The organism is Pontibacter sp. LHS1, assembly GCF_058932855.1.
The window spans coordinates 325,420-349,868 of sequence record NZ_JBZYWF010000004.1; the positions used below are offsets into that span (position 1 = coordinate 325,420).

Consider the following 24,449-nt stretch of genomic DNA (forward strand, 5'->3'; position numbering starts at 1 on the left):
AAACTATTTCTGAGAAACCCGCTCCCGCTTCGGCACAATTAACACTCTGTCTTCGTCATACAATCCCACCAGCACGCTGTTGCCTTTATCATCCACTCGCAGTCCGCCATACATTGCTTTTTCAAAGGTGCTGGCATGCCCTTCTTCAAAAAAGTATGACTCCGCCCCGAGGTTGAGCGACCAGTTTCCTTTGCTATACCTGAGCAGGATCTCTCCTTCGTTTAGCGGCTCCTTTTCCGGCTGATAACGCACCAGCTGCGCCACATTTTGCGGGTCGAGCTGTACCACGGCATAGCCACGGTTGGGGAGCTTTTCCAGTTCCTGCGTCTGGCTGATGGCATAGCTGAGCACCATGTAATCGCCCTGCATCAGCGAGCGTGGGTCTACCGGTGCCAGTTCCAGCAGCACCAGCTGCCCCTCTTGCAGGATCTCCTCCTTCTCCACCACCGACAGATTAAAAAAGGCCAGCACCGCCACCAGGTTGACCAGCACGGCAATGTTTTTGAGGTTACGCTTCATGGCTTCGCAGATAACGGTTTAACAGGTATAGCCCAGCCAGGAAAAGGCTGCCCGTGAGCACCAGCACCCCCGACTTGGCCAGGAGGGTCATGTGCAGGTCGTAATAGTAGAGCACCAGAAAATAAGCCAGTGCCAGCAGTCCGGCCCAGAGGCCTGTTCTGTGCCCAATGTAAAAACTGGACAGTACCACCAGTAAAGCACCCGGCACCGATGGCGCCAGCACAGTCGGCAGCAATGTTACCGCGCAGCAGGTATAGAAAATAGCCAGTGTCTTCTTGTCCTTCACGCCACTTTCGCGCAGCACACGGTGTAGCAACAGCAACAGACAGCCGATCAAAAACAAACCTGAAAGCCAGAAATGGGTGATATTGGTGGAGAGCAGTTTCTGATGCACAAACAGCACCAGCGTGACGATCAGGGAGAAGATCAACCCCATACGCACCGGCCCGAAAACCATCACAAAGCGCCGCGATAGGGCCAGCAGTTTCGCTTCGTAGAGACTGATGAAGGTAAGCATACCTGTCAGCACCATGATCAGGACATGCGACAGGTTGTATACCTGGTGTATGAAGATCAGGCTCAGCAGGCTGCCATTGAGCACCAGCACCGAAATGAACACACAAACCGCACTCTTCGAGAATATCAGCACAAGCACAGCGGCTATACCTAGGGCTACGGCTACTGAAGTGGCATCATCCGTAAGCTGACCGATACCAAACGCCAGCATCACGTAGCTTGTAATGTTCATCGCTATCCCCAAAGCGTCAGTGGTCGTGTCTTGCTTCATGCGGACTACTATTTCAGCAACAATCAGTAAGATCACACCCAACTGCAGCATGGCTATACCTGAGTTGAGCAACTGCGTCCCGGCGATGGCTCCCATTAAAGTACCCATAGCCAGCAAACCACCCAGAATTGTGAGCAACTTCACGGGCCAGCGTTTCAGCAGCGAAGTAGAGTGCGCTACTTCTAATGTGATGGCCGCTTCGTCGTAGCGGAAGTCGGGTTGCTCCTGCGCGATCTCCTGCAGCAGAGCTTCGAGTTGTAATGGTTCTTTATCGGCCATGCCACTGTCGGTTAAGTTTGCCCAGGTACTGAATTAGTAAGGTAATGCTCCCGACCACGAATATTGTGGCCAGTAACAGCATAAATTCCGGCACGTTTTCCCCGATCCGCACCAGGATGGCCGTCACCACCGCTATCCCGCTAAAAGGCAGGGCCGTCAGGTAAAAGATATCGCGCACCCTTAAGCCATAGGCTATACCTGCACCATACATAGCCGCGCCAAGCAGGTAAGCCAGCCCATAGTCTTCGCGTATACCTGAAAACAGTGCCGAGATCATGCTGATGGTGATGACCGTGATCGCCGCCAGCCCCACCAGACGTGGGAACCAGCGGTGCTGTATACCTACACGGCCTTTCGTGGCCAGCGCTTCCCAGACAACAACAGCCGCTGCGTTGAGGATAAACAGCATGTCCATCACCATGGCAAAACTCCAGTGCGTAGCCACCTGCTGGGTATAAAGCACGAAGGTGGTGTTGAGCAGCACCAGGAAGATGAACCACAGCGGCTGAAACCTGGCCACCAGCACCCACAGCACGACGCACATTGTCCAGCCCAGAAAGAAGTCGTAGGCATTGGCCCCGGTCTGGTAGATCTGCCCGAACACGGCAAAGAGCACGCCCACCAGCATGGTGCTGGCCGTGAGCAGCACTTTCTTCACCGTGCCGCTAAGTTTGATAAACACCGCAGCAAACGTCACCGCCAGTATTAGCAGCTCGATCATACCCAGCTTCACGAACTTGTGCATGTCAGCCCAGTTGTAGGCGAAGAAGAAGATAATGCCCGAGATCAGAAAGCTGCCCCCAAGTCCCAGCAAAAACAGCCGGACAAACTTTATCCAGTCCTGCGGTCCGGCGTATACCTGCTCTTTGCGCAGCCAGGCCGCTATACCTGCTTCACGCCAGTTGCTGTGCCTGGCGATGCTGTAGATGATCTCGCGGGAGAGGTGTGGTTTCATGGAATATTTTGAAAAGATGCTGTCATTTCAGCATGGAGGCTGATACGTTTTGTGTCTGTTGTAAAGCGGTATTAATAATACAGCTCGGCATCATGCTTGGCAGGCAGTTCCCTGCCTAAACTGTCACGGGTATTTTTCTGCACTGCAATAGCAGCGAAGAGGCTCAGTAAAAATGACATACCATAGAAGCCTTTTTCGCTCAGGAGCAAATCAGCATTCCAAAGCCCCACTGTCAGCAGCACGATCGCCAGAATAGTAGAAAACCAGCTAAGCCCGTAATAGATGTTGGTAACCGGTATACCCTCCAGTTGGTCACGCACGCTTTTTTGGAGTGAGATGGCTGAGAACAAACCGAACATGAGTATGGCAAAATAATAGCCCTTTTCGTTCAGCAGCATGTCGGCGTTCCACAGTCCGACGATGTAGGCTGTTATACCTGTAAGTAAAGTAGCCCAGGAGGCTGCTACAAATGCGTTGGATGGTTTCTGATTCATTTCTGTCTTTCGTTAAGTGATGAATCAAAGGTATAGCAGCCCCTAAAACTTTCTTTTGACAATTGTCAAAAAAGGAAAAGCATCAAACCTGACTCCGAATTCTGCTCAACGTTTCCTGACTTATACCCAGGTAAGAAGCAATCTGCCCAAGCGGGATTCGCTGCAGAATATGCGGCGAGGTTTCCAGTAGCTGCTCGTAGCGCTCCCGGGCCGTCTTAAACTGCATGGCCATCAATCGCTCTTCCAGTCTGATGTAGTACTGCTCGTTTATAATCCGGACAAGGCGCTCCAGGTCATGGTGCTGATCAAACAGCTGGTTCAGGGCTTCGAAACTTATTCCCCACAAGGTGGAGTCTTCCAGTACCTGTATGTTTTCTATACCCGGCTTCCGGGAGATGAAGCTGTAAAAAGAGGTGATGAAATTATACTCAAAGCCAAACCAATACGTAACTTCCTTCCCGTCCAGGTTATAATAGCCACGCAGACAACCTCGCTCTAAAAAGTACAGCTTATTGCACACCATACCTTCCCGTTCCAAAAAAGAGTTTCTTGGCAACTCGACCTGCTTTAGTGCTCTGGAAAGAGCCTCCCAAGCTTCTAAAGAAATGGGATGGTATTGCGATATACAATTATATAATGCATTCATTTTAAAGCGGTCTTACTTCAGGTATGGAATTAGAATTTCTTTGTTAGAAAAAGACGAAGGCAATTTTATAACGGCACCGACTTTCTGGATTTAGACTTATATGCAGCATATTCCTTCAATGAAACATACAGGCATATCCAAAGCAGTAACAACATTGCTGGCAACACAGCATTTAAACCTAGATAAAGACCTGTGAGGCTAAGAATAGCACAATCTTCAGGATTGTTCTGAGAGTAGATAACCTTGACCTTTTCCCCAAATTCATAGTCAGAGTTTCGAGGGCCTACCATCGTAATCACTTCTTCGGCGGTCTCAAATTCTACAACTGAATAGATCGTTTTGCTATTAAACCGGAGCGACCTGGAGTAAGCTTCTTTATGACCAATGACTGTACCTTCAGCTATTACGCCAAATAATAATAGCCCGGATTTACTTAACAATGGAAGTAATAGGATTAAAGCCAACACTATGCAAAACTTAGCTTTACTTATCTGAAAGTTCATTAGTGGATTTACAATTACATTCACAACGATCTCCTGTAAATAGTGCGCCAGGCAGTCGGCCGGGGCATAATATTTATTCAGTGTTGGCTTGCGTTATTTTTCTAATTGAATGGACGTAGACTTCAAACAATTATAGATGACATTTTTAATAGTCAGCTGATAGATTTCTTCCATTCTTTCATTTGTAGCATCTATTGATTGTACAAATAGTTCTCCACTCGAATCGCAAGCCGCAATCAATTCCCCCGATTCCTGATTAACCAGATTGATTTGAACTTGCGCAAATCCCCTTTCTTTTTCACTACTCCATGTAGATGTGAATTCCTTATAGCTGTCGGGTATATTTATTATAGCTTTTACAGGAATGCCCGAATTAGTTGTATTCTCCTTGATTACATTTTCTATTATTTGTCTGTGGGTCGCTGTTAAAGCCGGCACATGCTTAATCAATGAGTTTGGTTTTGAAACGAATGGCAGTTTTATATCCTCAATAGATTGATCTGTTCTGCTGTCTGTTATCTGAACTTCCTGAACATTAAAAGCTAAATTTAAAGGCGGTAAATTATTTTGTTTCACCTGGGAAACATAGGTGTTTGCTGCACAGCCAGTCAAAAGACATAATATTGCAACTGCAAGAATTCCTGATAAAATTTTTCTCATTTCTTTAGTGTAACGAATTTGTACAGGCTGAGGCGAGGCCTTAGCCAAAGCTTGAGCCTGTGCTGTGTTACCTGTTTTTCATTGTATGTGATTTAAGCTTTAATCAGCATCATTTCAGAGTTTTTGAGTCCATTTCCCGTAATCTTCTATCATTTTGTCTCGAAGCAAAAGCGCTCCTTCAACAGCTTTAGCCGTCGCACTGTTGCAAATAATAATGTATCCCAGCTTTTTATTATTATCAAGTAGGGCATAGCAATAGAAGGTTCCCGCAGAGCCCACTTGTTCTGACAACTGCCGTTTCTCCGTCTTTACATTTCCCCAGCCAATTGAGTAGTCTTGCATTCCATAATGAAGGAATTTGTACGTCTCCGCTTTCAGTATATTATTTCTGCCGGTTAGCCCCTGCAAGTTTAGCTGTATGAACTTTGCATAGTCAAATAGTGGCATGCTGATATCTCCTGCTGGTTCTCCAAGTCTCAGGTTATAGCTTGCCGATGGGGATAAGGCGACCAGTGTATCCTTCTCCACCCAGTGCCCCCAAGGCTGGTTGCTATCGTAGCTATTGGGCCAGCCAAACCTGTAGTTTAACTGTAGCTTTTCGCTCAGGATTTCATCAACAAGCTGCTCCCATGATCTCTGTGTAACTTCTTCCAACATAAGGGCAGCAGCGCTGTAGCCAGCGTTTGAGTAGTTATAGACCTTACCTTGGTTCTTGATTGGTTCTTCCTGCAGGATATACTGAACGAACTGCTTTCTCTGTTCGGACTTTGTCCCATAAAAGTTGGGCAATCGTCGATACTCCGGCCCGCTTGTGTAAGGCTTAACCCCGGCTCTGTGTGAGAGGAGGTCTGCTAATGTCATGTCATGGAAGGCGGGATTACTGTCGTCTTTCCATGCTGGAAATAAATCAAAGAACTTAGAAGCCCATTCTATTTTTCCGTTTTCCACTAAATAGGCAGCTACAAACCCTGTAACAGCTTTTGTATTGGAGCCAATATGGAAGTAATCTGAGATAGCGACTGGATCGACATCATCAACTACATCAGCCCTGTTGTATCCAATAACATTGAGTTCCAATATGGAATCAGGTGTAACTACAGCATAGGCTAAAGCAGGTATTTGGTGGACTTCCCTGATATTAACGGCAGTATCCTTTAAATTTTGTCCCTGGGCTGCATAAGAAAGAAAAGCCACAAGGAATGAGAATATAGCTTGTTTCATTCAGAATATATATGGTTATACATCAGGTAACTTGATCAAAAGCGTAAACATACGCTTTCCCGCATATTATCAAACATAGCGAAATTCCGTAATTCATCCACCTTCCTCAAGCATTTTAGCAGTTTCTAGTTTGACTTAAGAATTAGCAGCTATACCTTTGACCTCATTAAACCCAGCGCTATACCTGTGGAAACGAAGCAGCAAATAAAAACCCGCATTGCCCCGACTCCCAGCGGCTACCTGCATTTGGGCAATGCGCTGTCGTTTGCTATTACCTGGGTGCTGGCCCGCAAGCAGCAAGGCATGGTGGCGCTGCGCATCGACGACCTCGACAATGCCCGCTTCCGCCCCGAGTACCTGAAGGACATCTTCGATACGCTCGACTTCATGGGCCTCGACTATGACGAAGGACCACGCAATCCCAAAGATTTTCAGGAAAATTACTCACAACTGCTAAGGCTCCCGGCTTATCAGGCGCAGGTGGAAAAACTGTTGCAGCAAGGTATGGTGTATGCCTGTCCCTGCTCACGCAGCCAGATCGCAGCGTTGTCGCCGCAGGGGCTATACCCGCTCACCTGCCGAGACGTGCAGCTACAGCTCGACACACCCAATGCTGCCTGGCGCGTGCGTATACCTGAGGGTACGACTATTACCTTCCATGACCAGCTGCTGGGCAACTGCACGGTGCCGCTGGCCCTCGAAATGCCTGATTTCGTGGTTCGCCGCAAAGACGGTATACCTGCCTATCAGATAGCCTCGATCGTAGATGACCTGGCCATGGGCGTGAATCTGATCGTGCGGGGCGAGGACCTGATGCTTTCCACGGCGGCACAGCTTTTCCTGGCCCAGCACACCGGCGCCACCGCCTTTACAAGCGCAGCTTTTGTGCACCACCCGCTTATTACCGCCGAGGGCAACAAACTATCCAAATCGCATGACGCCCTCTCGCTTACCCAAATGCGGAAGGCTGGCCTTACCCCGCAACAACTTTGGCAAAAGCTGGCGGGGCTGCTCGGCTGGCACAACGCAGGTATAGCCGACGCGCAAAGTTTCCTGCAGCAGTTTGAGCTAAAAGACCTGCCACGGCAGGCACTACAGGTATAACCCGCTGCCAATGGGCACAAAAGAGCCCTGCTACCTTCCAGGCTATACCTGAACACGCAGCAGGGCTTTGGATAAAATTAAGCGCTTTACTTAGCCGCCTGAATCATCACCGGCACTTCCAGGTTCTCCCAGCGCAGCACTATGCCTTCGTTGGTCACATCGTACAGCAGTCGCTCGCTCATCGTGTCAGCCTGGCGCGGCTTGGCGGTCACACGCAGTGCATCCTGCTTCTCGTCGTATTGTGTGCCCCACTGTTTGGCCGTTTTGTTAAAGATGATGGTCCACTCATCCTCGCCAGGTATAGTGTAGAAACTGTAGGTGCCAGCTGGCAGCCTTTGCCCCTCCACCATCACGTCGCGGTCGGTGGTAACGGTGGTTGCTTCGTTTGCTCCGGCACGCCATACCTTGCCATAAGGCACCAGTTCCCCCCAAATGGTGCGGCCCTTTACTGACGGGCTGCTGTAGTTGATGGTGATGGTCGCATCGCCCACCTTTCCGGAGGCGGTAGCTGGCGGACTGGCCTTTTGCTTGGCGTCCTGCGCACAGGCTGTGGATGAAACCAGTATGCCGATGAACAGCATCACAAGCGCATTCAAAAATCGTAGATTTTTCATAGTAGTTTATTTTGGTTTTGGTAGAAAGATAGGCAATTGATCGATATTCTACTACAAGATTATCAACCAATTAGCTAACGAGCAGCAACAGTTCCAAATTGTGTGGGCGAGGCAAAGGATTTTGGTCCACGCCACTTGCCCTTTGCAGCGCACCTGCCTTTCTTCCGTATAGAGAAAAACTGCTACAAACCGGCAGGACAATTGAGAAAGCCGCGAAGCCTATGCCTTCCACTAACCGAAACAGAAGAACTTCTACACGAAGACTACGCGTCTCCACAACGGGTACCAGCGCACGGGGCACCGGTCAGCCGCAAAGCTATACCACTGCTCCCACCCGCAGAAACGTTCGTACCAAAGCCCGCAGAAGAAAGCCAACGCGGGGCTCTGCCGTGAAAGGCGCCCAGAACCGGCTTCGCAATTTCCGCCAGGCTTCTATCCTGGCCGTGGCCATCACGGGTTTTATACTCCTGATGTTTGCTCCAAGCGAAGCCGGCCTGGCGCAGGAAAACGGTCCGGACTCAGTGACCGTGGTGGAGGAAGTGGCCGTAGAAGAGCTGGTTTCCGGCGATACAACGTCAGAAGCGGTAACCCAGAATGGCTCTACCAAAGAAGCCGCAGAAGAAGCGATTGGCGCCTTACAGGGTCTTTGGGAAAGTTTCATCTTCAACCTGCCCAAGATCCTGATAGCTTTCATCACGCTGGTGTTGGCCTGGGGAGCTGTGCGCCTCCTGCGATCTATCCTGCAGCGCACCATCGGCAAGTGGCAAAGTTCCAGCGCCATCATCTCGCTTGTCTCGATCGCGGTTTGGTTGCTGGCTGTTGGCGTAGCTCTCAGTGTTGTGGCTGGCGACATACGGGCGCTGGTCGGTTCTTTTGGCCTCATCGGCCTGGCCTTGTCATGGTCGCTGCAAACACCCATCGAAAGCTTTACCGGCTGGCTCATGAATTCCTACCAGGGCTACTACCGTGTGGGTGATCGCATCCGGGTGGGCGAAGTATTTGGCGACGTGTACCGCATCGACTTCCTGACCACTACTGTATGGGAGATCGGGGCACCTTATCAGCCGGGTTTCGTGCGGGCTGAACAGCCAACCGGCCGCCTGGTCACTTTCCCAAACAATGAAGTGCTGACGGGAACGATCATCAACCTGACCGGCGACTTCCCTTATGTGTGGGACGAGCTGGATGTAGGCGTGGCTAACGAGTCGGACGTGCCGCTGGCCATGGAAGTGCTGGAGAGTGTGGCATTAGGCCTGTTGGGCGACTACATGAAGACTCCGGCAGCCTCCTACTCACAACTCCTGCAGCGGGCGGGGCTGGACGACGCTGTGCCCGACAAGCCGCAGGTGTTCGTGTCTATGGACGAGTCGTGGACCAACGTGACCATCCGCTACCTGGTGGGTGCCCGCGAGCGCCGTAAGTGGAAGAGCGAACTCACCCTGCGCATCACCAATGAACTGAGCAAGCCCGAGTATGTCGGCAAGATCATTCCGGTATACCCACGCCAGCAGGTGCAGTTCATCAATCCAGAGGGCGTACCTGTCAAGGCAGACCTAACCGACAAAGACAGAACGAAAGAATAATCCATGCGCGTACTCTGGAACTACCTGCAGCCCCACCGCGGACTTGTTATACTCTCTCTAGTGCTTGCCGGCATCAGTCAGGTGCTGGCGCTGGTCGACCCCATCATCTTCGGCAAGATCATCGACGAATATGCCACACCGCCTTTTACCATGACCAGCGAAGAGCGGGTAAAAGGTGCTTTGTGGCTGATGCTGCTGGCCGTGGTCGTCGCTTTGCTCTCTCGCCTGGCCAAGGCTTTCCAGGAATACTTCACCAACCTGGTGGTGCAGAAGTTTGGGGTTCAGATCTTCAACGACGGCCTCAAGCAGACGCTCAAACTCTCTTACCAGGAGTATGCCGACCAGAACAGCGGCGAGACGCTTTCTATCCTCCAGCGGGTGCGCCGCGACACGGAGCGCTTTATCAACTCCTTCATCAACATCCTGTTTTCGTCGCTGGTGGGTGTAGGCTTCCTGGTATGGTATGCCATCACCAAACACTGGGCGCTGGTACCCATTTTCATTATCGGGATGGTCGTGCTCGGTGGCCTGACCAGTCTGCTCAGTGCCAAGATCAAGACCATGCAGCGCTCCATCAACCGGGCCACGAACAAAATGTCGGGTGTCATCACGGAGTCGCTGCGCAACATTGAGCTGGTGAAAAGCCTCGGCCTGACCTATCCTGAAATACGGCGTTTGCGGGAACATACCGAGCGGATTTTTTCGCTGGAGATGGCCAAGGTAAAGCGGGTGCGCACACTCTCTTTTCTGCAGGGCACTGCCCTTAATCTGCTCAAACAGTCCATCCTGTTCACGCTGCTCTGGCTGATATTCCGGGATGTGCTGACGACGGGCGAGCTGATCTCGATGCAGTTTATCTCGGTCAGCATCTTTGGTCCGCTGCAGGACATGGGCACTATCATCCTGACTTACCGCGAAGCCGAGGCTTCGCTGCACAACTTCGCTGAGCTGATGAACAAGCCCGTTGAGACAAGGCCTGAGTCGGCAATTGATGTGGGGCCGCTGCAGCAACTGCGTTTTCAGGACGTGGTGTTCCGGCACAAAGGCGCTCCGCAAAACTCTGTGGATGGCATTTCCTTTGAGGCCAATACCGGCGACACCATCGCTTTCGTGGGGCCGTCGGGCTCGGGAAAGTCTACGCTGGTGAAGCTGCTGGTGGGGCTATACCTGCCGGCCAGTGGCGAGATCTACTACAATGGCACACCCGTGAAAGAAATCTGGCTGAACGAGGCACGCCGGCAGCTGGGCTTTGTAACGCAGGAGACGAATCTGTTTTCGGGCACCATCAAGGAAAACCTGCAATATGTGAAACCAGACGCGACCGACGAAGAAGTGATCCGGGCCATGGAAAAGGCCTCCGCTACCACCCTGCTTTCCCGCTCCGAGCAGGGCATTCACACACAGATAGGCGAAGGTGGACTGAAGATGTCGGGTGGTGAGAAGCAGCGCCTTTCCATTGCCCGAGCCCTCATCCGTAATCCGCGCCTGCTCATATTCGATGAAGCCACCTCCGCCCTCGACTCGCTCACCGAAGAAGAGATCACAGCCACTGTGAAAGAAATCTCGGCCCTTCGCGAGCAGATTACCATCCTGATTGCCCACCGCCTCAGCACCATCATGCACGCCGACACCATTTATGTGCTGGAAAAAGGAAAGATCGTGGAGCAGGGAAATCACGCAGAGCTAGTCGAGCAAAAAGGACTGTACTATGCCATGTGGCGCCAGCAGATAGGCGAACGTAAGGTGGAGTTGATCCGGTAGATCGTATACCTGCTGCAGAACAACCGCTTTATACCTTTCGACGCACAGCAGTAAGGTATAGCGTTGGTTAATCCGTAAATTGCAGGCACGATACTTTGTTTTTATACCTGCTACTAATCTATGTCTGCTCCTAAATCTGACAAACCTGTTCCCTCGCTCACACCACAAATCTCCTCTGAAGACCAGCGCAGGCTAAGCAAACTGCAGCAGGATTTCAACAAGAAAGTGGCGCAGATAGAGCAGCTGAAGCAGGGACTAACCTCGAGACGCGACAGCATGGATCTTGCCCAGAAGCGGATTGAGAAGGAGTTGCGCCCCATCATCATGCAGCAGGTGGAGCAGCGGGCAGCGCTGGCCCATCTGCTGGACGAGGCCTTTGCCCTCCCACTGTTCAGTTTCAGGGAGAAAGAAAAACTCGCCCTGCTCATTGCCGACATCGTCCTGGACCTGATCCAAAACTACGAGCGCAAAGACCTGATAGCCCTGCACGACCGATATGCCGAGGTTCCTTATGCAGAACGTGCGGTATACGCAGCTGACGAGGAAGGTTTTCCGGAGGAGGATACAACCAACGGAAAAGAGGAAGCTTTACCTGACAACTGGGATGAGCTCGACGAGTTTGAGCGCATACAGGCCCAGCTGGAACGTGAAGAGGAAGAGCGGGAGCGCGCCAGGCAAAACCGCCAGAAAGGCCGCAAGACCAAAGCCCAGAAAGAAAAGGAGGCAAAAGCCAGGGCCGAGCTCAGCAACATCAGCAAAGCCAGCCGCCGCGTGTATACCGACCTAGCCAAGCAGCTGCATCCCGACAAAGAACGCGACGAAACCGAACGTGCCTGGAAAGAAGAGGCCATGAAGCGCGTGACGCAAGCCTACCACCACGATGATTTCTTTGAATTGCTGCGCCTGCAGATGGAGTTTATGCAGGAGCAGGGCCAGGCACTCGACAAACTGCCCGACGAGCAGCTGCAATACTACGTAAGGCTTCTGGATGAACAGCTAAGCGAACTACAGGCTGAGCTCAACGGGTTCATCTTCGGACCCAACGCCACGTTCTACGACCGCTTCTGCGGCAACCCGAAGCAGATGAACCAGAAGTTTAAACAGGCTAAAGAAAGCTTAACCTACGAACTGGAGCAGTTGAAGCAGAACCTGCACGTGCTGCAGGACCCGGTACAGATTAAGGTGCTGCTAAAGTAAATTTGTTCTCCAACGGAGATTCCAGAGTCTGTAACTGGAGCGGCAACTTCCTTTATACCTGAAGCTATACCTTCAGGTAGTCCTCCATGATGGCAATAGTTTCGAGAGGAGCGCTCAGGTTAGGGCAGTGGCCTGTCGCTTTCATGTGCACCAGTGTAGAGTTGCGAATCGCTTTATGCACATAGTCCCCGACCTCCGCCGGAGCAATAATATCTTCAGCGCACTGCATGATCAAAGATTCAGTCTGCAGTTTGGGCAGGTCCGGGCGGTTGTCCGACAGAAATGTGACCTGCGCAAAGTGCCGGGCGATATCTGGGTCGGTGTTGCAGAAGCTTTGGGCCAGCTCCTCCCCCAACGATGGCTTATCCGGATTACCCATGATCAAAGGGGCAAAGGTATCAGCCCACAGCGGATGATCGTGCTCCATGTACGCCAGCATTGACAGTACATCGGCCCGGTCAAATCCACCTACATAATTATCGTCGTTGATGTAGCAGGGCGAAGGCCCGATCAGGATCAGTTTGCTAAACAGCTTCGGGGCTTTAATGGCGCTGAGCACTCCCATCATGGCACTCACAGAATGTCCTACAAAAACCACATCCTTTAGATCCAGTGCGTCACATATTTCCAGTATGTCAGCTGCATAACCGTTGAGGGTGTTATACTTGCCTACATCATACGCTGAAAGATCAGAGTTACCAGCACCCACATGATCAAAAAGCACGATCTTATAGTGCTGCTGAAAAGCCAGTGTGACAAAACGCCACATGTTCTGATCGCAGCCAAAGCCATGCCCGAACATAAGCGGCTGCTCCCCCTTCCCGAAGACATGTATGTTATTTCGTTTGACCACATCCATGGTATCCTCCTAAAAGCTCCTCTCTTCTACCCTGCAGGTATAGTCAAAGTCGTACCGCCTTAGACAACACTACCAATATGCTTATACGAATTTCTAATGCGATTTATTAAAAGCAAAATATTCATATACAATCAAAAAAGAACAATCACGAAGCAGGCTGGAGAGAACGTAGCTTTTAAAATCACAAAGAGGCTTCTACCTTACACGCTCCAGCACACAGTAAATATTGTAGGTAAAATACTCCCGCATGAATGGAAAATGGGAAAAGACTTTGAATAATTTCATAGAGAGTTTATTACTGACATTGGTTCTGAAATCAGTCACCATCATGCCTTCTACGCTATTGAACATGTTGATATACTCTTTAAGAGAGTAGCCATTCAAGCCCAAGTCATATATGCTCCTTACTTTTTCCTGCCGATGCTTGTTGATCTTATCGATATAATGCTGCTCGCCAAACATCACATGCGTCCATGGTAGTCTGTGCTGAAGCCTATTGTGATCACCCCATGGTGAGTTGTAAAGAGGCCCAAACCCGGCTACAATCTTCCCCCCTACTTTTAGCTTGTCCCGCATATCAGCCAGCATGACATCCAGGTTCAGTATATGCTCAAACGAAGCTTTGGAAATGATCAGGTCAAACCCTTCATCAGGCAGATCTCTCAAATGGCAGCAGACAAAACTGATGCGGTCGGCCACCTCCGGGTACTCGCTCCGTACTATTTCGCGGGCGTCTTCTATCCGGTTCGGCTCTATATCAACTCCAACTACTTCTTTGACACCTCGCTGTGCCATATCTACAGTAAGTGCTCCATAGCCACATCCCAGGTCAATCACTCTCTTTCCCTCGTAGTTTATATCCGGAAATCGCTCTAAAAAAATAGGGTTCTTGGAGTTTTTCTCACTCAAGAAATGCTTCATCTGTTTTAAGGTTTGCGTTGTCATGCTGCTATTATTTAGGTTAGTAATTGATATGCATCCTATTGGAATGAATCTATTTTGATGCAGAGTCGCATAAAGCTGACTCTTTCAGGCATCAAGAAGACCTGACTAGTTCGTAAGAGCAGTCTAATCCTCTAAAAATCGAAATACAGATTCAACAGACTAAGCATCTGTGTTAGACAAAACCATATTTTAAACTATACTAATATAATATTTAATAATATAGAGTCGATTAGCAATAATCAATTACGATAAACACAATTATATGTTTTTAAAATACAAGTAATTACAAAAGGCTTATGAACTCTAATCGTGCTACTAATACTTATATTTTACAAACAATTGAAATCTGGCGCTGTGAATTGCTCGTGTAGAGAAGGGTGATTCGATACTAAATATGTGAAAGAGGAGCTGTGAGATCTTTTATATCAGTCTGCAGCTCTTGTGCGAGAGGCTCTATTCTCAGCATAGCGGTTTCTTTCTTGCTGTCACATGACAATAAGATTTTGGTGCCGTCCTCCAACCACAAGTAGCTATCGAATGAAGTAGAAACGGTGGGTCGCCAGGAACGGTGTGAACTGGACGTAGTGGTTCTGTTTTTCTTGAGGAAAATACACTTTGTGCCGGGGTAAGGCTCTCTGGTGCCAACAGTATGCCCTAATATGTTCACTCCCATACAATAAGTACCGTGGTACAGATCAATCTCAAGGCACTTATACTGGACCAATGGAAACCCCCGAACAGGATCATGAGAACACCAACAACAGGATAGATCGTGAATATCCATACGCCTCCAGCGATAATGATAATAGCGTATAGCTTCGTCGAGAAGCCGATTGGATCAGTTAGTTTGTATTGAAGTAAAGGTGTTTCCATTGATATCTCAAGGTAATAGTTTTTCTGGGAAATACTCAGGTAATATTGCTCCTGTTACCCTTAATTCCCCCACCCTACCCATCGGGTTTACCACCTGAAAGAGTAGGAAAATCAAAATAGCAAAGAGCTGAGCTTCATATTTTTATCTCATTGGATCAATCTATATATTGCCTGTCTATGGCATATGCTAACTCACTCTCCCCAATAGTGCTGCAAGTTTGCAGATGGTTCAATGTCTGTTGTTTATTCCTTACTACATTATTTTGCCTGGACATTCTTATACTTCCACGAATTGTTCATCAGGAGAAAATCAGAGCAATTGAAGACACTTATGTAACATTTCGCAACATACGGCATCAACGTGTTACAAAGCCCCTAGAAAATGTTGTTATACTTACAGATAATTTTCGGGTGCCGTTCAGAGCAACCGCATATATCCATATTGAGCAGTCTGACTCAATTCAAATTGTAAGTTCACGCCTACTTAAAATAATAGAAAAAGGGAGTATAAATCCAGTTAGCCTTGATAAACCTTTGACCCAAGAGACGGGCATGTTTGGCTCACTCATGTTTATACCTATCACTTTTGCCTTAATTTCCTTAATTGGAGTGATCATGTGGAACAATAAAGAGCAACTGTTGAATGCAACTGTCATGAATATCATCATGCTACTGATCGTGCTTGTCATGTTGAATTACTTTTAGCTCAATGCATTTCTTCTTAAAAAAAATAGCTAAAACTAAAACTCACCCCGCAACCTTCTCCCGCTCCTGCCTGTTCTGATAAGACATTAGTTTGATTATCTTTGTAGAGAAGAAACAGCAGAACACGACTATCGAAAAGTCCTGTGTTCTGCCTTTGCTGTTTTGTGACTTTTAGAACTGAATGAAAGTAACTGATTTTTTAGAGCTATACCGGCTCGACGGCGTGGTGCAAACCATTGCTGAGCGACTCAAGGCCGACAAACCCTACCGACTGCAACTCAAAGGCATGGCGGGCAGTCTGGATGCCGTGATGGCCTCGGCAGTCTATACTTTGCATCCGCAGCACCAACTCTTCGTTTTGCACGACAAGGAGGAGGCAGCCTATTTTTATACCGACCTCAAAAATCTGCTCGGCGACGAGAAGGAGGTTATGCTGTTCCCGACTTCCTACAAGCGTCCCTACAGCTTCGACGATACCGAGAATGCCAACATTCTGATGCGGGCAGAGGTGCTCAACCGCCTCAATACCAAGTCCGACAAAGGAGAGCTGATCGTTACCTACCCCGAGGCGCTCACCGAAAAGGTGATCAACAAAAAGTCGCTGGTGGAAAACACGTTGGGGGCCAAAGTAGGCGAAAAGCTGGACACTAACTTCCTGAGTGATATGCTGGCTGAGTATGGATTCGAGCGAACGGAGTTTGTATACGAGGCGGGCCAGTATGCTGTGCGGGGCGGCATCGTGGACGTGTTTTCGTACGCCAATGACCTGCCCTATCGCATCGAGCTTTTTGGTGACGAGATCGAGAGTATACGCACCTTCGACCCGGATACGCAGCTGTCGGTGGAGACGAAGAAAAGCATCTCGATTATACCTAACGTGCAGACCAAACTGCTGCAGGAAACACGCGAGGCCTTCCTCGATTTCTTGCCCAAGAACACCGCTATCTGGTTCAAGGACGTGCGGCAGACACTGGATGTGATTGATGAGTATTTCGATAAGGCGGCGCAGGCCTTTGATAAGCTGATGGCCGGTAGCGGCGGCACTCAGATTGTGTCAGACCCGGAGCAGCTGTTCCAGACACAGAAGCAGTTCAAGAAGCTGCTAGAGAAGTTCAGCATCGTGGAGTTTGGCAAGCGCTTCAATTACAAAGACACCGAGGTACTGCAGTTCCAGTCTAAGCCGCAGCCTTCGTTCAACAAGGACTTCAACCGACTGGTAAAAGACCTGCACGAGCAGCAAATCAAGGGCTTTGTGAATATTATCGCCACCGAGTCGCCGCGCCAGATCAACCGCCTCACCACCATCTTCGACGAGCTGGATCACGACATGCGTTTCCAGCACCTCGGGGTGTCGCTGCGGGAGGGCTTTATAGATGAGCAGCTCAAGATCACCTGCTATACCGATCACCAGCTGTTCGATCGCTTTTACCAGCACAAAGCCAAAGAGGGCCGCTCCAAAACCAAGGCGATGACGCTGAAGGAGCTGCGCACGCTGCAGCCTGGCGACTACATCACCCACACCGACTACGGCGTGGGCCGCTTTGCCGGTCTGGAGAAGGTTGAGGTCGGCGGACGTCTGCAGGAGGCTATCCGACTGGTATACCGCGACGACGATCTGCTGTATGTGTCTATCCACTCACTGCACAAGATCTCGAAGTATAGCGGCAAGGAAGGTGGCCCGCCAACCATGAGTAAACTGGGCTCGCCGGAGTGGGAGAATAAGAAGAAGAAAGTAAAGAGCAAGGTAAAGGATATCGCTGCCGAGCTCATACAACTATACGCCAAACGAAAGGCCGCGCCGGGCTATGCCTATACCCGCGACGGCTTTTTGCAGGCCGAACTGGAATCGTCGTTTATTTATGAAGACACCCCGGACCAGGGCAAAGCCACCGAAGACGTGAAAGCCGACATGGAGCAGCCGCACCCGATGGACCGCCTTGTGTGCGGCGACGTAGGCTTTGGCAAAACCGAGGTGGCCATACGTGCAGCCTTCAAAGCGGCCTGCGACGGCAAGCAGGTAGCGGTGCTGGTGCCAACTACCGTGCTGGCCATGCAGCACTTCAAAACCTTCCGTGACCGGCTTGAGCAATTCCCGGTAACGGTGGACTACATCAACCGCTTCAAAACGGCCAAGGACATCAAGAATACCTTGCAACGTGTGGCCGAGGGCAAGGTAGATATCCTGATCGGCACGCATCGCATTGCCAGCAAAGACGTGAAGTTCAAAGACCTCGGCTTGCTGGTAATAGACGAAGAGCAGAAGTTTGGCGTGAAGACCAAAGAGAAGCTGAAGGAAATGCGGGTAAATGTAGATACACTCACGCTCACCGCTACGCCTATACCTAGAACGCTCCACTTCTCCCTGATGGGTGCCCGTGATTTGAGTGTGATTGCTACGCCGCCGCCCAACCGTCAGCCTGTGAAAACCGAGCTGCATGTGTTCGACGAAATTCTGATCCGCGATGCCGTAGCAGCAGAGCTTAAGCGTGGCGGCCAGGTGTTCTTTGTGCACAACCGCGTGAAGGATATCGAGGAAATCGCCAACATGATCCTGAAGCTGGTGCCGGATGCCCGCATCACCTATGCCCACGGGCAGATGGATGGCGAGACACTGGAGAAGCGTATGATGAAGTTCGTGGAGGGCGAGTACGACGTGCTGGTGTCTACCAACATCATCGAGTCCGGTCTGGATATACCTAACGCCAACACCATCATCATCAACCGGGCGCACATGTTCGGCCTCTCGGACCTGCACCAGATGCGGGGTCGCGTGGGTCGCTCTAATAAGAAAGCCTATTGCTACCTGCTCACACCGCCAGTGGCTGGTCTGCCAACCGACGCCCGCAAGCGCTTGAGCGTGCTTGAGGAGTTTTCTGATCTGGGTGAGGGCTTTAAGATCGCCATGCGCGACCTCGACATACGCGGGGCCGGTAACCTGCTGGGTGGTGAGCAGAGCGGTTTTATCAACGACCTCGGCTTTGAGATGTACCACCAGGTGCTCGACGATGCCATCAAGGAACTCAAAGAAACCGAGTTCCGCGACCTGTTCCTGAAAGACAACCTGGCGGAGTTTGTAGAACCGGTGCGCGACTGTAACATCGAAACCGACATGGAAGTGCTTATACCTGACTGGTATGTGGGCAACATTTCGGAGCGCCTCAGCCTCTACAGCAAGCTCGACAGCACCAAAGACCTGCAGGACCTGGAGAAGTTAAAGGCCAGCATCATCGACCGCTTCGGGCCGCTGCCGGAAGAAGTGCAGAAGCTGGTCGAGATCGTGAAGCTGCGCTGGCAGGCACAGCAGCTGGGCTTCGAAAAGCTTACTATCAAAAAAGAAGTCATGAAAGGCTACCTGCCAAGTGAGAACAACGATGCCTACTTCCAGTCTGAGACCTTTGGCAATATACTCAAATATGTGCAGCAGCACTCGCGTCGCTCCCGCCTCAAAGAGGCTAAGGATAAGCTCATCGTAATCGTGGAGGACATCCAGAGCATAGCCGATGCCCGGGAAGTTTTTGACAGTCTCGATGTAAAAGCCACTGTGAAGGGCTAGACTTTAGAATAGCATTACTGTAATACCGTGTCAGCTGCACAGGCCATCGTTAATAACATGGCTCTGTGCAGCTGACTTATTTTTTTAGGAAGTACAGCAATTAAGGTAATTCATAGACTAAATTTTGCTATTTTAGAAGTTCCTTCGCTACGAGAACCAAACTTAAGCCTTAAATTTATACCTGTGCACTCAATCGCGACATCCCCACCTACGCTAGAGCCCATTTTCAGGGCATTGCCAGGACTATACGTAGTTCTGACGCCTGACCTCATCATCGTAGAGGCTACGGATGCTTTGCTGAAGCAAACACATGTAAAGCGCGACGAGATCATAGGACAGCATGTATTTCAGATTTTCCCAAACAACCCCGATACTCCGCAGGTAGACTCAGAGGGCTCCGTGCACCAATCTTTGCAGCATGCGTTGGTACATAAAGAACCCTTCCATATCGACGTGCTTCGCTACGATGTCCCGACAGAAAACGGTTTTGAGGAACGCTACTGGAACACAACCACCATACCAATCATGAACGAATTTGGGGAAGTACAGTATTTGGTGCATGAGATACGCGATATAACCGATAAGGTCCTGATCGATCGCATGCATCAGCTGCGTCAGGAACAGCTAAACCTGCTCACTAATGCAACCAAGGCCATTGCCTGGGAATACGACATCGTGAATAACCGCATGAGTTGGGGCGAAGGTTTGCAGGAAATATTTGGCTACACGCCAGAGGAAATGGGTCCGGGTGGCGAGTCCTGGGATTCGCGCGTGCACCCGGATGATTTTGAGGAAGTGCAACGCAGCATACAGCAGGCCTTGGCCAGCAAACAGAGCACCTGGACGGGGGAGTATCGTTTTCAGAAAGCAGATGGCAGTTACGCCTACATACTGGACCAGGGCTATACGGCCTATGACTCCAAAGGCAACCCCATCCGGACCATCGGCTCTATTATCGACATCACACAAAACAGAGACACACAAGAGGCGCTCCGGGAAAGTGACGCCCGCTTCCGTCACCTGCTGGAAGTGCTCCCACAAATGGCCTGGACCGCCTCTTCAAAAGGCAAAGTGCTTTTCTTCAACGAGAACTGGTACAGCTACACCGGCATGCGTCCCGGCCAGACCGATGGCTGGATTGGGGTGGTACATCCCGAAGACTCAGCCATGGTGCTCACCAGTTGGCACAACGCAGTGGCTTTAGGCAGTAGCTTCGAGATAGAGTATCGCATACGCCACCACATAGACGGCAGCTACCGTTGGTTTCTGGAGCGTGGCCTGCCCATGCGTGACTCAGACGGTAACATCACGCTCTGGATAGGCACTTACACAGACATAGACGACCAGAAAAATCAGGGAGAACATCGCGAAGATGACAGGCTGGAGAACATGCTGCGCCTGGCGCCGGTGCACCTGTGCATGTTGCACGGGCCGGATCATGTGTGCCAGTATGTGACACCTGGAGTTTACAAACTCTACGGCAATAGAAACTACATAGGCCGCTCCGCCCGTGAGCTTTGGCCAGAGCTCAAACCGCTTGGTTTTTTTGACCTGCTAGACGAAGTATACACCAAAGGACGTACGGTTTACATCAATGAGTTCCGTACCAAAATCGATGACGAGTTAAATGGCAAGCTGCGCGATGCCTATATCAATTTTAAGTACCAGCCCCTTTTTGACAGCACATCCTGCGTAGAAGGCATCATGATCTCAGCGATAGAAGTTACCAGTCTGGTGAGAGCCAGGCAGAGAGCGGAGGCTTTAGCCAAAGGTGAATCCTGACACTTCTATTTTTTGTCTTTTTTTAAAACAAAAAAGGCTATACTTTGTAAAAGAACTCAAAATACCAATTATGAAATCTGTAAAGACTATCCTGCTTATAGACGACGACGATACAACCAATTACCTAAACCAGCGCCTGCTGTCCCGTATGGAAGCTGCATCGGACATCAGGGTGGTAACCAACGGTGAAGAAGCCCTCGACTACCTCAACAGAGCTTTTAGCGGCGAGGAGAACTATCCGAAGCCGGACCTTATTTTTGTTGATATCAAGATGTCTGTGATGGACGGTTTTGAGTTTCTGGACGAGTATCAGCGGTTTGACGAAGAAAGCAAGCTGCGCACTGTCATGCTAATGCTCACTTCTTCAGCCAGCTTTTATGACCTGGAACGTCTCAAGAAATATCCGGAGGTACGCAGGCATTACTCCAAGCCACTGGCTGAGGCCGATGTGCGCGAGATCATGGAAACCTATTTTTAACAGCACCTTATCTGATAGTTTAGGAGGCGCCCTCACAAGGGGCGCCTTTTTTTATACCTGAGGCTTTGCCAACAATAGCCCCTGTAAGCCGTAAAAAATAACGCCGCCGCAAGGCTACACTTTTTACATCGCTTATTAAAACTAAAATAGAATTATGGAAAACAGAGGAGAAAACTACGGAAGGCCTGGTGATGAGAACCAGCGCATTGGCCGGGAACTATACAACAGAGATAGAGAACAACAGCACTCAAAACGCTACGCCTACAGAGGCCAGGGCCAAAACGAAAAAAAATGGGATGAGGGCAATTACTTCCATACCGGCCCTAGTCCAAGAGGAGCACAGGACCGCGACCGACAGGCTGAAAGCGGCCGTCACTACTTAGGCAACAGACCTGCCACCTATCAGAGTAATCAAGGCTCTTTCCAAAGCGGGCACTATGGCAGCCGCAGTGAAAGCCCCTACCGCAACGAGAGCCAATACCTGAACCATGGCTACAGAGGCCAGGGCAGCGGCAGTCAGCAGTCTTACCGTTCGCAGATGGGCGGTGCGCAGTCCGGCAACTACAACGAGCCTCCTGCCTCGCAGGACAGCCTGTGGCGTGAAGGACCTGGCACTCGCAGCCGCTACAAGGAGACCGACTACCGCTACGGCAGCGGCTCGCACAACTGGTACAACGAAGGCCGCTACTCGCCTGACGTGGAGCCGGATAACCGTGACAAGCGCGGCTTCTTTGAGCGCGTACGCGACACCTGGGATGACATCATGCATTCTGATGACCCGGAATACCAGCCACGCAACCGCTACGATTCTGAGCGCAGAGCCGAGCAACTGAGCAGCCGAAACCGTTACAGCGGGGAGTCATACCGTGACCGTGATTTTGACCGTGGCTACGAAGGTGGCCCGCGCTGGGCCGACGAGGTTGACTCTGGAAACGATGATTATTACAAAGGTACTGACAGAAACCAACGTAACCGCCGCTAATGCGTATAGCAGACAGATTAGGTTACTTTGGTAGTAGATTAGTAATGAAGACAGCCCACCGGCAACGGCGGGCTGTCTTTTTTTGTGCTGAATTCAAACGCTTATAAACATCAGGCCCGTGTGCCCGTACATAAAATCCGGTGCTGTCGCATACCTGACTGTGGCCCCTCTGTCCTACAGCCTCCTGCGGCACCGGTGCTTATTTTTAGACATCTTAGGAAACAAAAGGAAAACAAATGCATCACGAGGAACAAGAAAGACATTATGAGCGGCATGAACGCTCACGTCGTCCGCACCCACGCCACGAAGTAGAGCAGCAGAACTTTCGCAGCCGCTGGGAAGAACCCAGACCTTTTATGCATGACCGTGAAAGAAGGCAGTACGAAGAAGAAATGCGCATACGGGAAGAGCGGGAGCGGCATGAGTACAGGCAGCAGCAAAACGAGCGGCGGCAGCACGAAAACATAAACCGACACCAGCACGGCTTTTCAGATGATCACCACCCGCAACACCGAAGAGAGGAACTCAGGGAATGGCGCGATGACAATGAACATTTTAGCCCTGAGAACCAGCATGCCCGGGACCGGTGGCAACAACATGAGCAGATCCCTCCGTTGCGGGAGCAGCGTCGCCGGCACCAGAGCCGCCACGACGAGGATTGGGATCAACGTGGCTGGTAGCGGTGTACTCTTTAAAATCTAGAAACGCTTCCTGAACCCGGCACCAAACGACACCAGTTCGGGTATGCCGGGTACCAGGTTAAGTGACAGATCATACTGCCCCTTCAGCTGGTAGTTGTACTCAAATTCTCCGCCGTACCAGTAAAACTTGTACTGCCAGTCACCGCTGCGGTTAAAGTAGCCATCATCTTCGTAGCCCTGCAGTCGGTTCCAGTCACGGCGATATACCAGCGTAGGACCAAAGCCACCGTTTAGGGAGTGTCGCCCTGTCTTGAATATCTGTCCGCGCCAACCCAGGTGCGTGAAGCCTGCCAGCGAGGAGGCACAGTCGGAGTACAGCCCCTGCTCTACCCGCACACTAATGACTTCGCGCACCACAAAACGGTCGTAGCCGACGATGCCCCCAAAATTTAGCACGGCTATACCTTTATCATCAAGTCGGTTTTTGAATAGCTCCGGGTATGGCGTTGGGCGCAGGTGCACGGATAGCCCGAAGAACTTAACCGTAAAGGCGTTCCTATAGGCAGGCTGCTCCTGGGCACGGCCCGGCAGGAGAAGCGAAAAGCTGAAGAGAAAGAACAGTAAAGTTCGACAAAGCTGCTGCATACCCCACTATATACAGTTTAGAGCGTATTTTGTTAGCAGATCGCTGTACCTTTGCACACAGTATGACCACTACGCTTGACATTTTACTGGAGCAGGTACGCTCCTGCCGACTCTGTGCCGAGCACCTGCCACATGGCCCCAGGCCAGTGCTGCGGGCGGCTCCCTCAGCACGACTGCTCATAGTAGGGCAGGCGCCGGGCACAAAGGTACACGCCAGCGGCATACCCTGGGATGACCAGAGCGGCAAGCGTCTCAGGCAGTGGATGGGCATCGACCCGGAAGTGTTTTATGATGAGCAGCAGGTGGCGATCATCCCGATGGGTTTTTGCTACCCCGGCAAGGGCAAAAGCGGCGACCTGCCGCCACGACCTGAGTGTGCCCGGCACTGGCACCAGCAACTATTGCCTCTGCTGCCTAACATACAGCTCACTTTGCTGGTAGGTAAGTATGCGCAGGATTATTTTCTGGGGGGAGCGGCCAAACCGACCCTCACCGAAACCGTTACTCATTGGGCAGACTACCTCCCCAGGTATATGCCGCTGCCCCACCCTTCGCCACGAAACCAGTTCTGGCTGCAGCGCAATCCCTGGTTTGAGCGGGAGGCTATACCTGTCCTGCAGCAGCTCGTGGCCCAGACCCTTGGCTAAATTTTACTTGGTATAT

Annotated in this window: 24 protein-coding genes; 11 read left to right on the forward strand and 13 right to left on the reverse strand. The window is 50.7% G+C overall.

Features of this window, described 5'->3' with window-relative positions:
- Nucleotides 1-3: 3 nt before the first annotated feature.
- The 8 genes from AC5FXQ_RS10795 to AC5FXQ_RS10830 form a co-directional block, all read right to left on the reverse strand.
- Nucleotides 4-519 (reverse strand): GDYXXLXY domain-containing protein, encoded by a 516-nt coding sequence (locus AC5FXQ_RS10795; RefSeq protein WP_493602439.1) that lies wholly within the window; start codon nucleotides 517-519, stop codon nucleotides 4-6.
- Nucleotides 509-1,585: a DUF4401 domain-containing protein gene (locus AC5FXQ_RS10800; RefSeq protein WP_493602440.1), complete on the reverse strand. Its 1,077-nt coding sequence runs from the start codon at nucleotides 1,583-1,585 to the stop codon at nucleotides 509-511. Before AC5FXQ_RS10800 ends, AC5FXQ_RS10795 begins: the two co-directional genes overlap by 11 nt.
- The gene (locus AC5FXQ_RS10805; RefSeq protein ID WP_493602441.1) at nucleotides 1,575-2,540 is read right to left on the reverse strand and encodes a DUF2157 domain-containing protein; all 966 of its coding nucleotides are present in this window, start codon (nucleotides 2,538-2,540) and stop codon (nucleotides 1,575-1,577) included. Before AC5FXQ_RS10805 ends, AC5FXQ_RS10800 begins: the two co-directional genes overlap by 11 nt.
- Before the next feature lie 71 nt (nucleotides 2,541-2,611).
- Nucleotides 2,612-3,034, reverse strand: coding sequence for an inner membrane protein YiaA (yiaA, locus tag AC5FXQ_RS10810; protein ID WP_493602442.1), 423 nt, complete (start codon nucleotides 3,032-3,034; stop codon nucleotides 2,612-2,614).
- A gap of 82 nt (nucleotides 3,035-3,116) precedes the next feature.
- On the reverse strand, nucleotides 3,117-3,590 hold the full coding sequence (locus tag AC5FXQ_RS10815) for a Crp/Fnr family transcriptional regulator (RefSeq protein ID WP_493602443.1): 474 nt from the start codon (nucleotides 3,588-3,590) through the stop codon (nucleotides 3,117-3,119).
- 155 nt (nucleotides 3,591-3,745) lie between these two features.
- On the reverse strand, nucleotides 3,746-4,183 hold the full coding sequence (locus AC5FXQ_RS10820; protein WP_493602444.1) for a DUF3592 domain-containing protein: 438 nt from the start codon (nucleotides 4,181-4,183) through the stop codon (nucleotides 3,746-3,748).
- A 93-nt stretch (nucleotides 4,184-4,276) separates the two neighbouring features.
- Nucleotides 4,277-4,843: a hypothetical protein gene (locus tag AC5FXQ_RS10825; RefSeq protein ID WP_493602445.1), complete on the reverse strand. Its 567-nt coding sequence runs from the start codon at nucleotides 4,841-4,843 to the stop codon at nucleotides 4,277-4,279.
- 114 nt (nucleotides 4,844-4,957) lie between these two features.
- Nucleotides 4,958-6,064, reverse strand: coding sequence for a serine hydrolase domain-containing protein (locus AC5FXQ_RS10830; RefSeq protein WP_493602446.1), 1,107 nt, complete (start codon nucleotides 6,062-6,064; stop codon nucleotides 4,958-4,960).
- Nucleotides 6,065-6,250: 186 nt separating this feature from the next.
- Between AC5FXQ_RS10830 and AC5FXQ_RS10835 the strand changes: the two genes are divergently transcribed.
- Nucleotides 6,251-7,168 (forward strand): glutamate--tRNA ligase family protein, encoded by a 918-nt coding sequence (locus AC5FXQ_RS10835; protein WP_493602447.1) that lies wholly within the window; start codon nucleotides 6,251-6,253, stop codon nucleotides 7,166-7,168.
- A gap of 86 nt (nucleotides 7,169-7,254) precedes the next feature.
- Here AC5FXQ_RS10835 and AC5FXQ_RS10840 read toward each other — a convergent pair whose 3' ends face one another.
- The gene (locus AC5FXQ_RS10840) at nucleotides 7,255-7,782 is read right to left on the reverse strand and encodes a DUF2911 domain-containing protein (protein WP_493602448.1); all 528 of its coding nucleotides are present in this window, start codon (nucleotides 7,780-7,782) and stop codon (nucleotides 7,255-7,257) included.
- A 221-nt stretch (nucleotides 7,783-8,003) separates the two neighbouring features.
- Here AC5FXQ_RS10840 and AC5FXQ_RS10845 point away from each other — a divergent pair, with 221 nt between their 5' ends.
- The 3 genes from AC5FXQ_RS10845 to AC5FXQ_RS10855 all read left to right on the forward strand — a co-directional run bounded on the left by AC5FXQ_RS10845 (nucleotide 8,004) and on the right by AC5FXQ_RS10855 (nucleotide 12,323).
- Complete coding sequence (locus AC5FXQ_RS10845) at nucleotides 8,004-9,365, forward strand: mechanosensitive ion channel family protein (RefSeq protein WP_493602449.1); 1,362 nt, start codon at nucleotides 8,004-8,006, stop codon at nucleotides 9,363-9,365.
- A 3-nt stretch (nucleotides 9,366-9,368) separates the two neighbouring features.
- Entirely contained in the window at nucleotides 9,369-11,126 is a 1,758-nt protein-coding gene (locus AC5FXQ_RS10850; RefSeq protein WP_493602450.1) for an ABC transporter ATP-binding protein, read from the forward strand.
- 120 nt (nucleotides 11,127-11,246) lie between these two features.
- Complete coding sequence (locus AC5FXQ_RS10855; RefSeq protein ID WP_493602451.1) at nucleotides 11,247-12,323, forward strand: J domain-containing protein; 1,077 nt, start codon at nucleotides 11,247-11,249, stop codon at nucleotides 12,321-12,323.
- 64 nt (nucleotides 12,324-12,387) lie between these two features.
- Here AC5FXQ_RS10855 and AC5FXQ_RS10860 read toward each other — a convergent pair whose 3' ends face one another.
- The 3 genes from AC5FXQ_RS10860 to AC5FXQ_RS10870 all read right to left on the reverse strand — a co-directional run bounded on the left by AC5FXQ_RS10860 (nucleotide 12,388) and on the right by AC5FXQ_RS10870 (nucleotide 15,000).
- The gene (locus tag AC5FXQ_RS10860; RefSeq protein WP_493602452.1) at nucleotides 12,388-13,182 is read right to left on the reverse strand and encodes an alpha/beta fold hydrolase; all 795 of its coding nucleotides are present in this window, start codon (nucleotides 13,180-13,182) and stop codon (nucleotides 12,388-12,390) included.
- A 195-nt stretch (nucleotides 13,183-13,377) separates the two neighbouring features.
- Nucleotides 13,378-14,103 (reverse strand): class I SAM-dependent methyltransferase, encoded by a 726-nt coding sequence (locus AC5FXQ_RS10865; RefSeq protein ID WP_493602453.1) that lies wholly within the window; start codon nucleotides 14,101-14,103, stop codon nucleotides 13,378-13,380.
- A gap of 687 nt (nucleotides 14,104-14,790) precedes the next feature.
- The gene (locus tag AC5FXQ_RS10870) at nucleotides 14,791-15,000 is read right to left on the reverse strand and encodes a hypothetical protein (protein ID WP_493602454.1); all 210 of its coding nucleotides are present in this window, start codon (nucleotides 14,998-15,000) and stop codon (nucleotides 14,791-14,793) included.
- A 534-nt stretch (nucleotides 15,001-15,534) separates the two neighbouring features.
- Here AC5FXQ_RS10870 and AC5FXQ_RS10875 point away from each other — a divergent pair.
- The 6 genes from AC5FXQ_RS10875 to AC5FXQ_RS10900 all read left to right on the forward strand — a co-directional run bounded on the left by AC5FXQ_RS10875 (nucleotide 15,535) and on the right by AC5FXQ_RS10900 (nucleotide 23,180).
- A complete protein-coding gene (locus tag AC5FXQ_RS10875; protein WP_493602455.1) occupies nucleotides 15,535-15,705 on the forward strand; it encodes a hypothetical protein in 171 nt (56 codons plus the stop codon).
- 181 nt (nucleotides 15,706-15,886) lie between these two features.
- Entirely contained in the window at nucleotides 15,887-19,258 is a 3,372-nt protein-coding gene (gene mfd / locus AC5FXQ_RS10880; RefSeq protein WP_493602456.1) for a transcription-repair coupling factor, read from the forward strand.
- 183 nt (nucleotides 19,259-19,441) lie between these two features.
- A complete protein-coding gene (locus AC5FXQ_RS10885) occupies nucleotides 19,442-21,040 on the forward strand; it encodes a PAS domain-containing protein (RefSeq protein ID WP_493602457.1) in 1,599 nt (532 codons plus the stop codon).
- A gap of 70 nt (nucleotides 21,041-21,110) precedes the next feature.
- Nucleotides 21,111-21,518, forward strand: a complete 408-nt coding sequence (locus tag AC5FXQ_RS10890) for a response regulator (RefSeq protein ID WP_299984456.1) — start codon at nucleotides 21,111-21,113, stop codon at nucleotides 21,516-21,518.
- Between the two features lie 154 nt (nucleotides 21,519-21,672).
- The gene (locus AC5FXQ_RS10895) at nucleotides 21,673-22,500 is read left to right on the forward strand and encodes a hypothetical protein (RefSeq protein ID WP_493602458.1); all 828 of its coding nucleotides are present in this window, start codon (nucleotides 21,673-21,675) and stop codon (nucleotides 22,498-22,500) included.
- A 236-nt stretch (nucleotides 22,501-22,736) separates the two neighbouring features.
- Nucleotides 22,737-23,180: an acyltransferase gene (locus AC5FXQ_RS10900; RefSeq protein ID WP_493602459.1), complete on the forward strand. Its 444-nt coding sequence runs from the start codon at nucleotides 22,737-22,739 to the stop codon at nucleotides 23,178-23,180.
- Nucleotides 23,181-23,198: 18 nt separating this feature from the next.
- Here AC5FXQ_RS10900 and AC5FXQ_RS10905 read toward each other — a convergent pair whose 3' ends face one another.
- Nucleotides 23,199-23,786, reverse strand: a complete 588-nt coding sequence (locus tag AC5FXQ_RS10905) for a hypothetical protein (RefSeq protein ID WP_493602460.1) — start codon at nucleotides 23,784-23,786, stop codon at nucleotides 23,199-23,201.
- A gap of 62 nt (nucleotides 23,787-23,848) precedes the next feature.
- Between AC5FXQ_RS10905 and AC5FXQ_RS10910 the strand changes: the two genes are divergently transcribed.
- Nucleotides 23,849-24,433 carry a uracil-DNA glycosylase family protein gene (locus AC5FXQ_RS10910; RefSeq protein ID WP_493602461.1) on the forward strand — a complete coding sequence of 195 codons (585 nt, stop codon included), beginning with the start codon at nucleotides 23,849-23,851 and terminating at the stop codon, nucleotides 24,431-24,433.
- Nucleotides 24,434-24,449 lie beyond the last annotated feature (16 nt).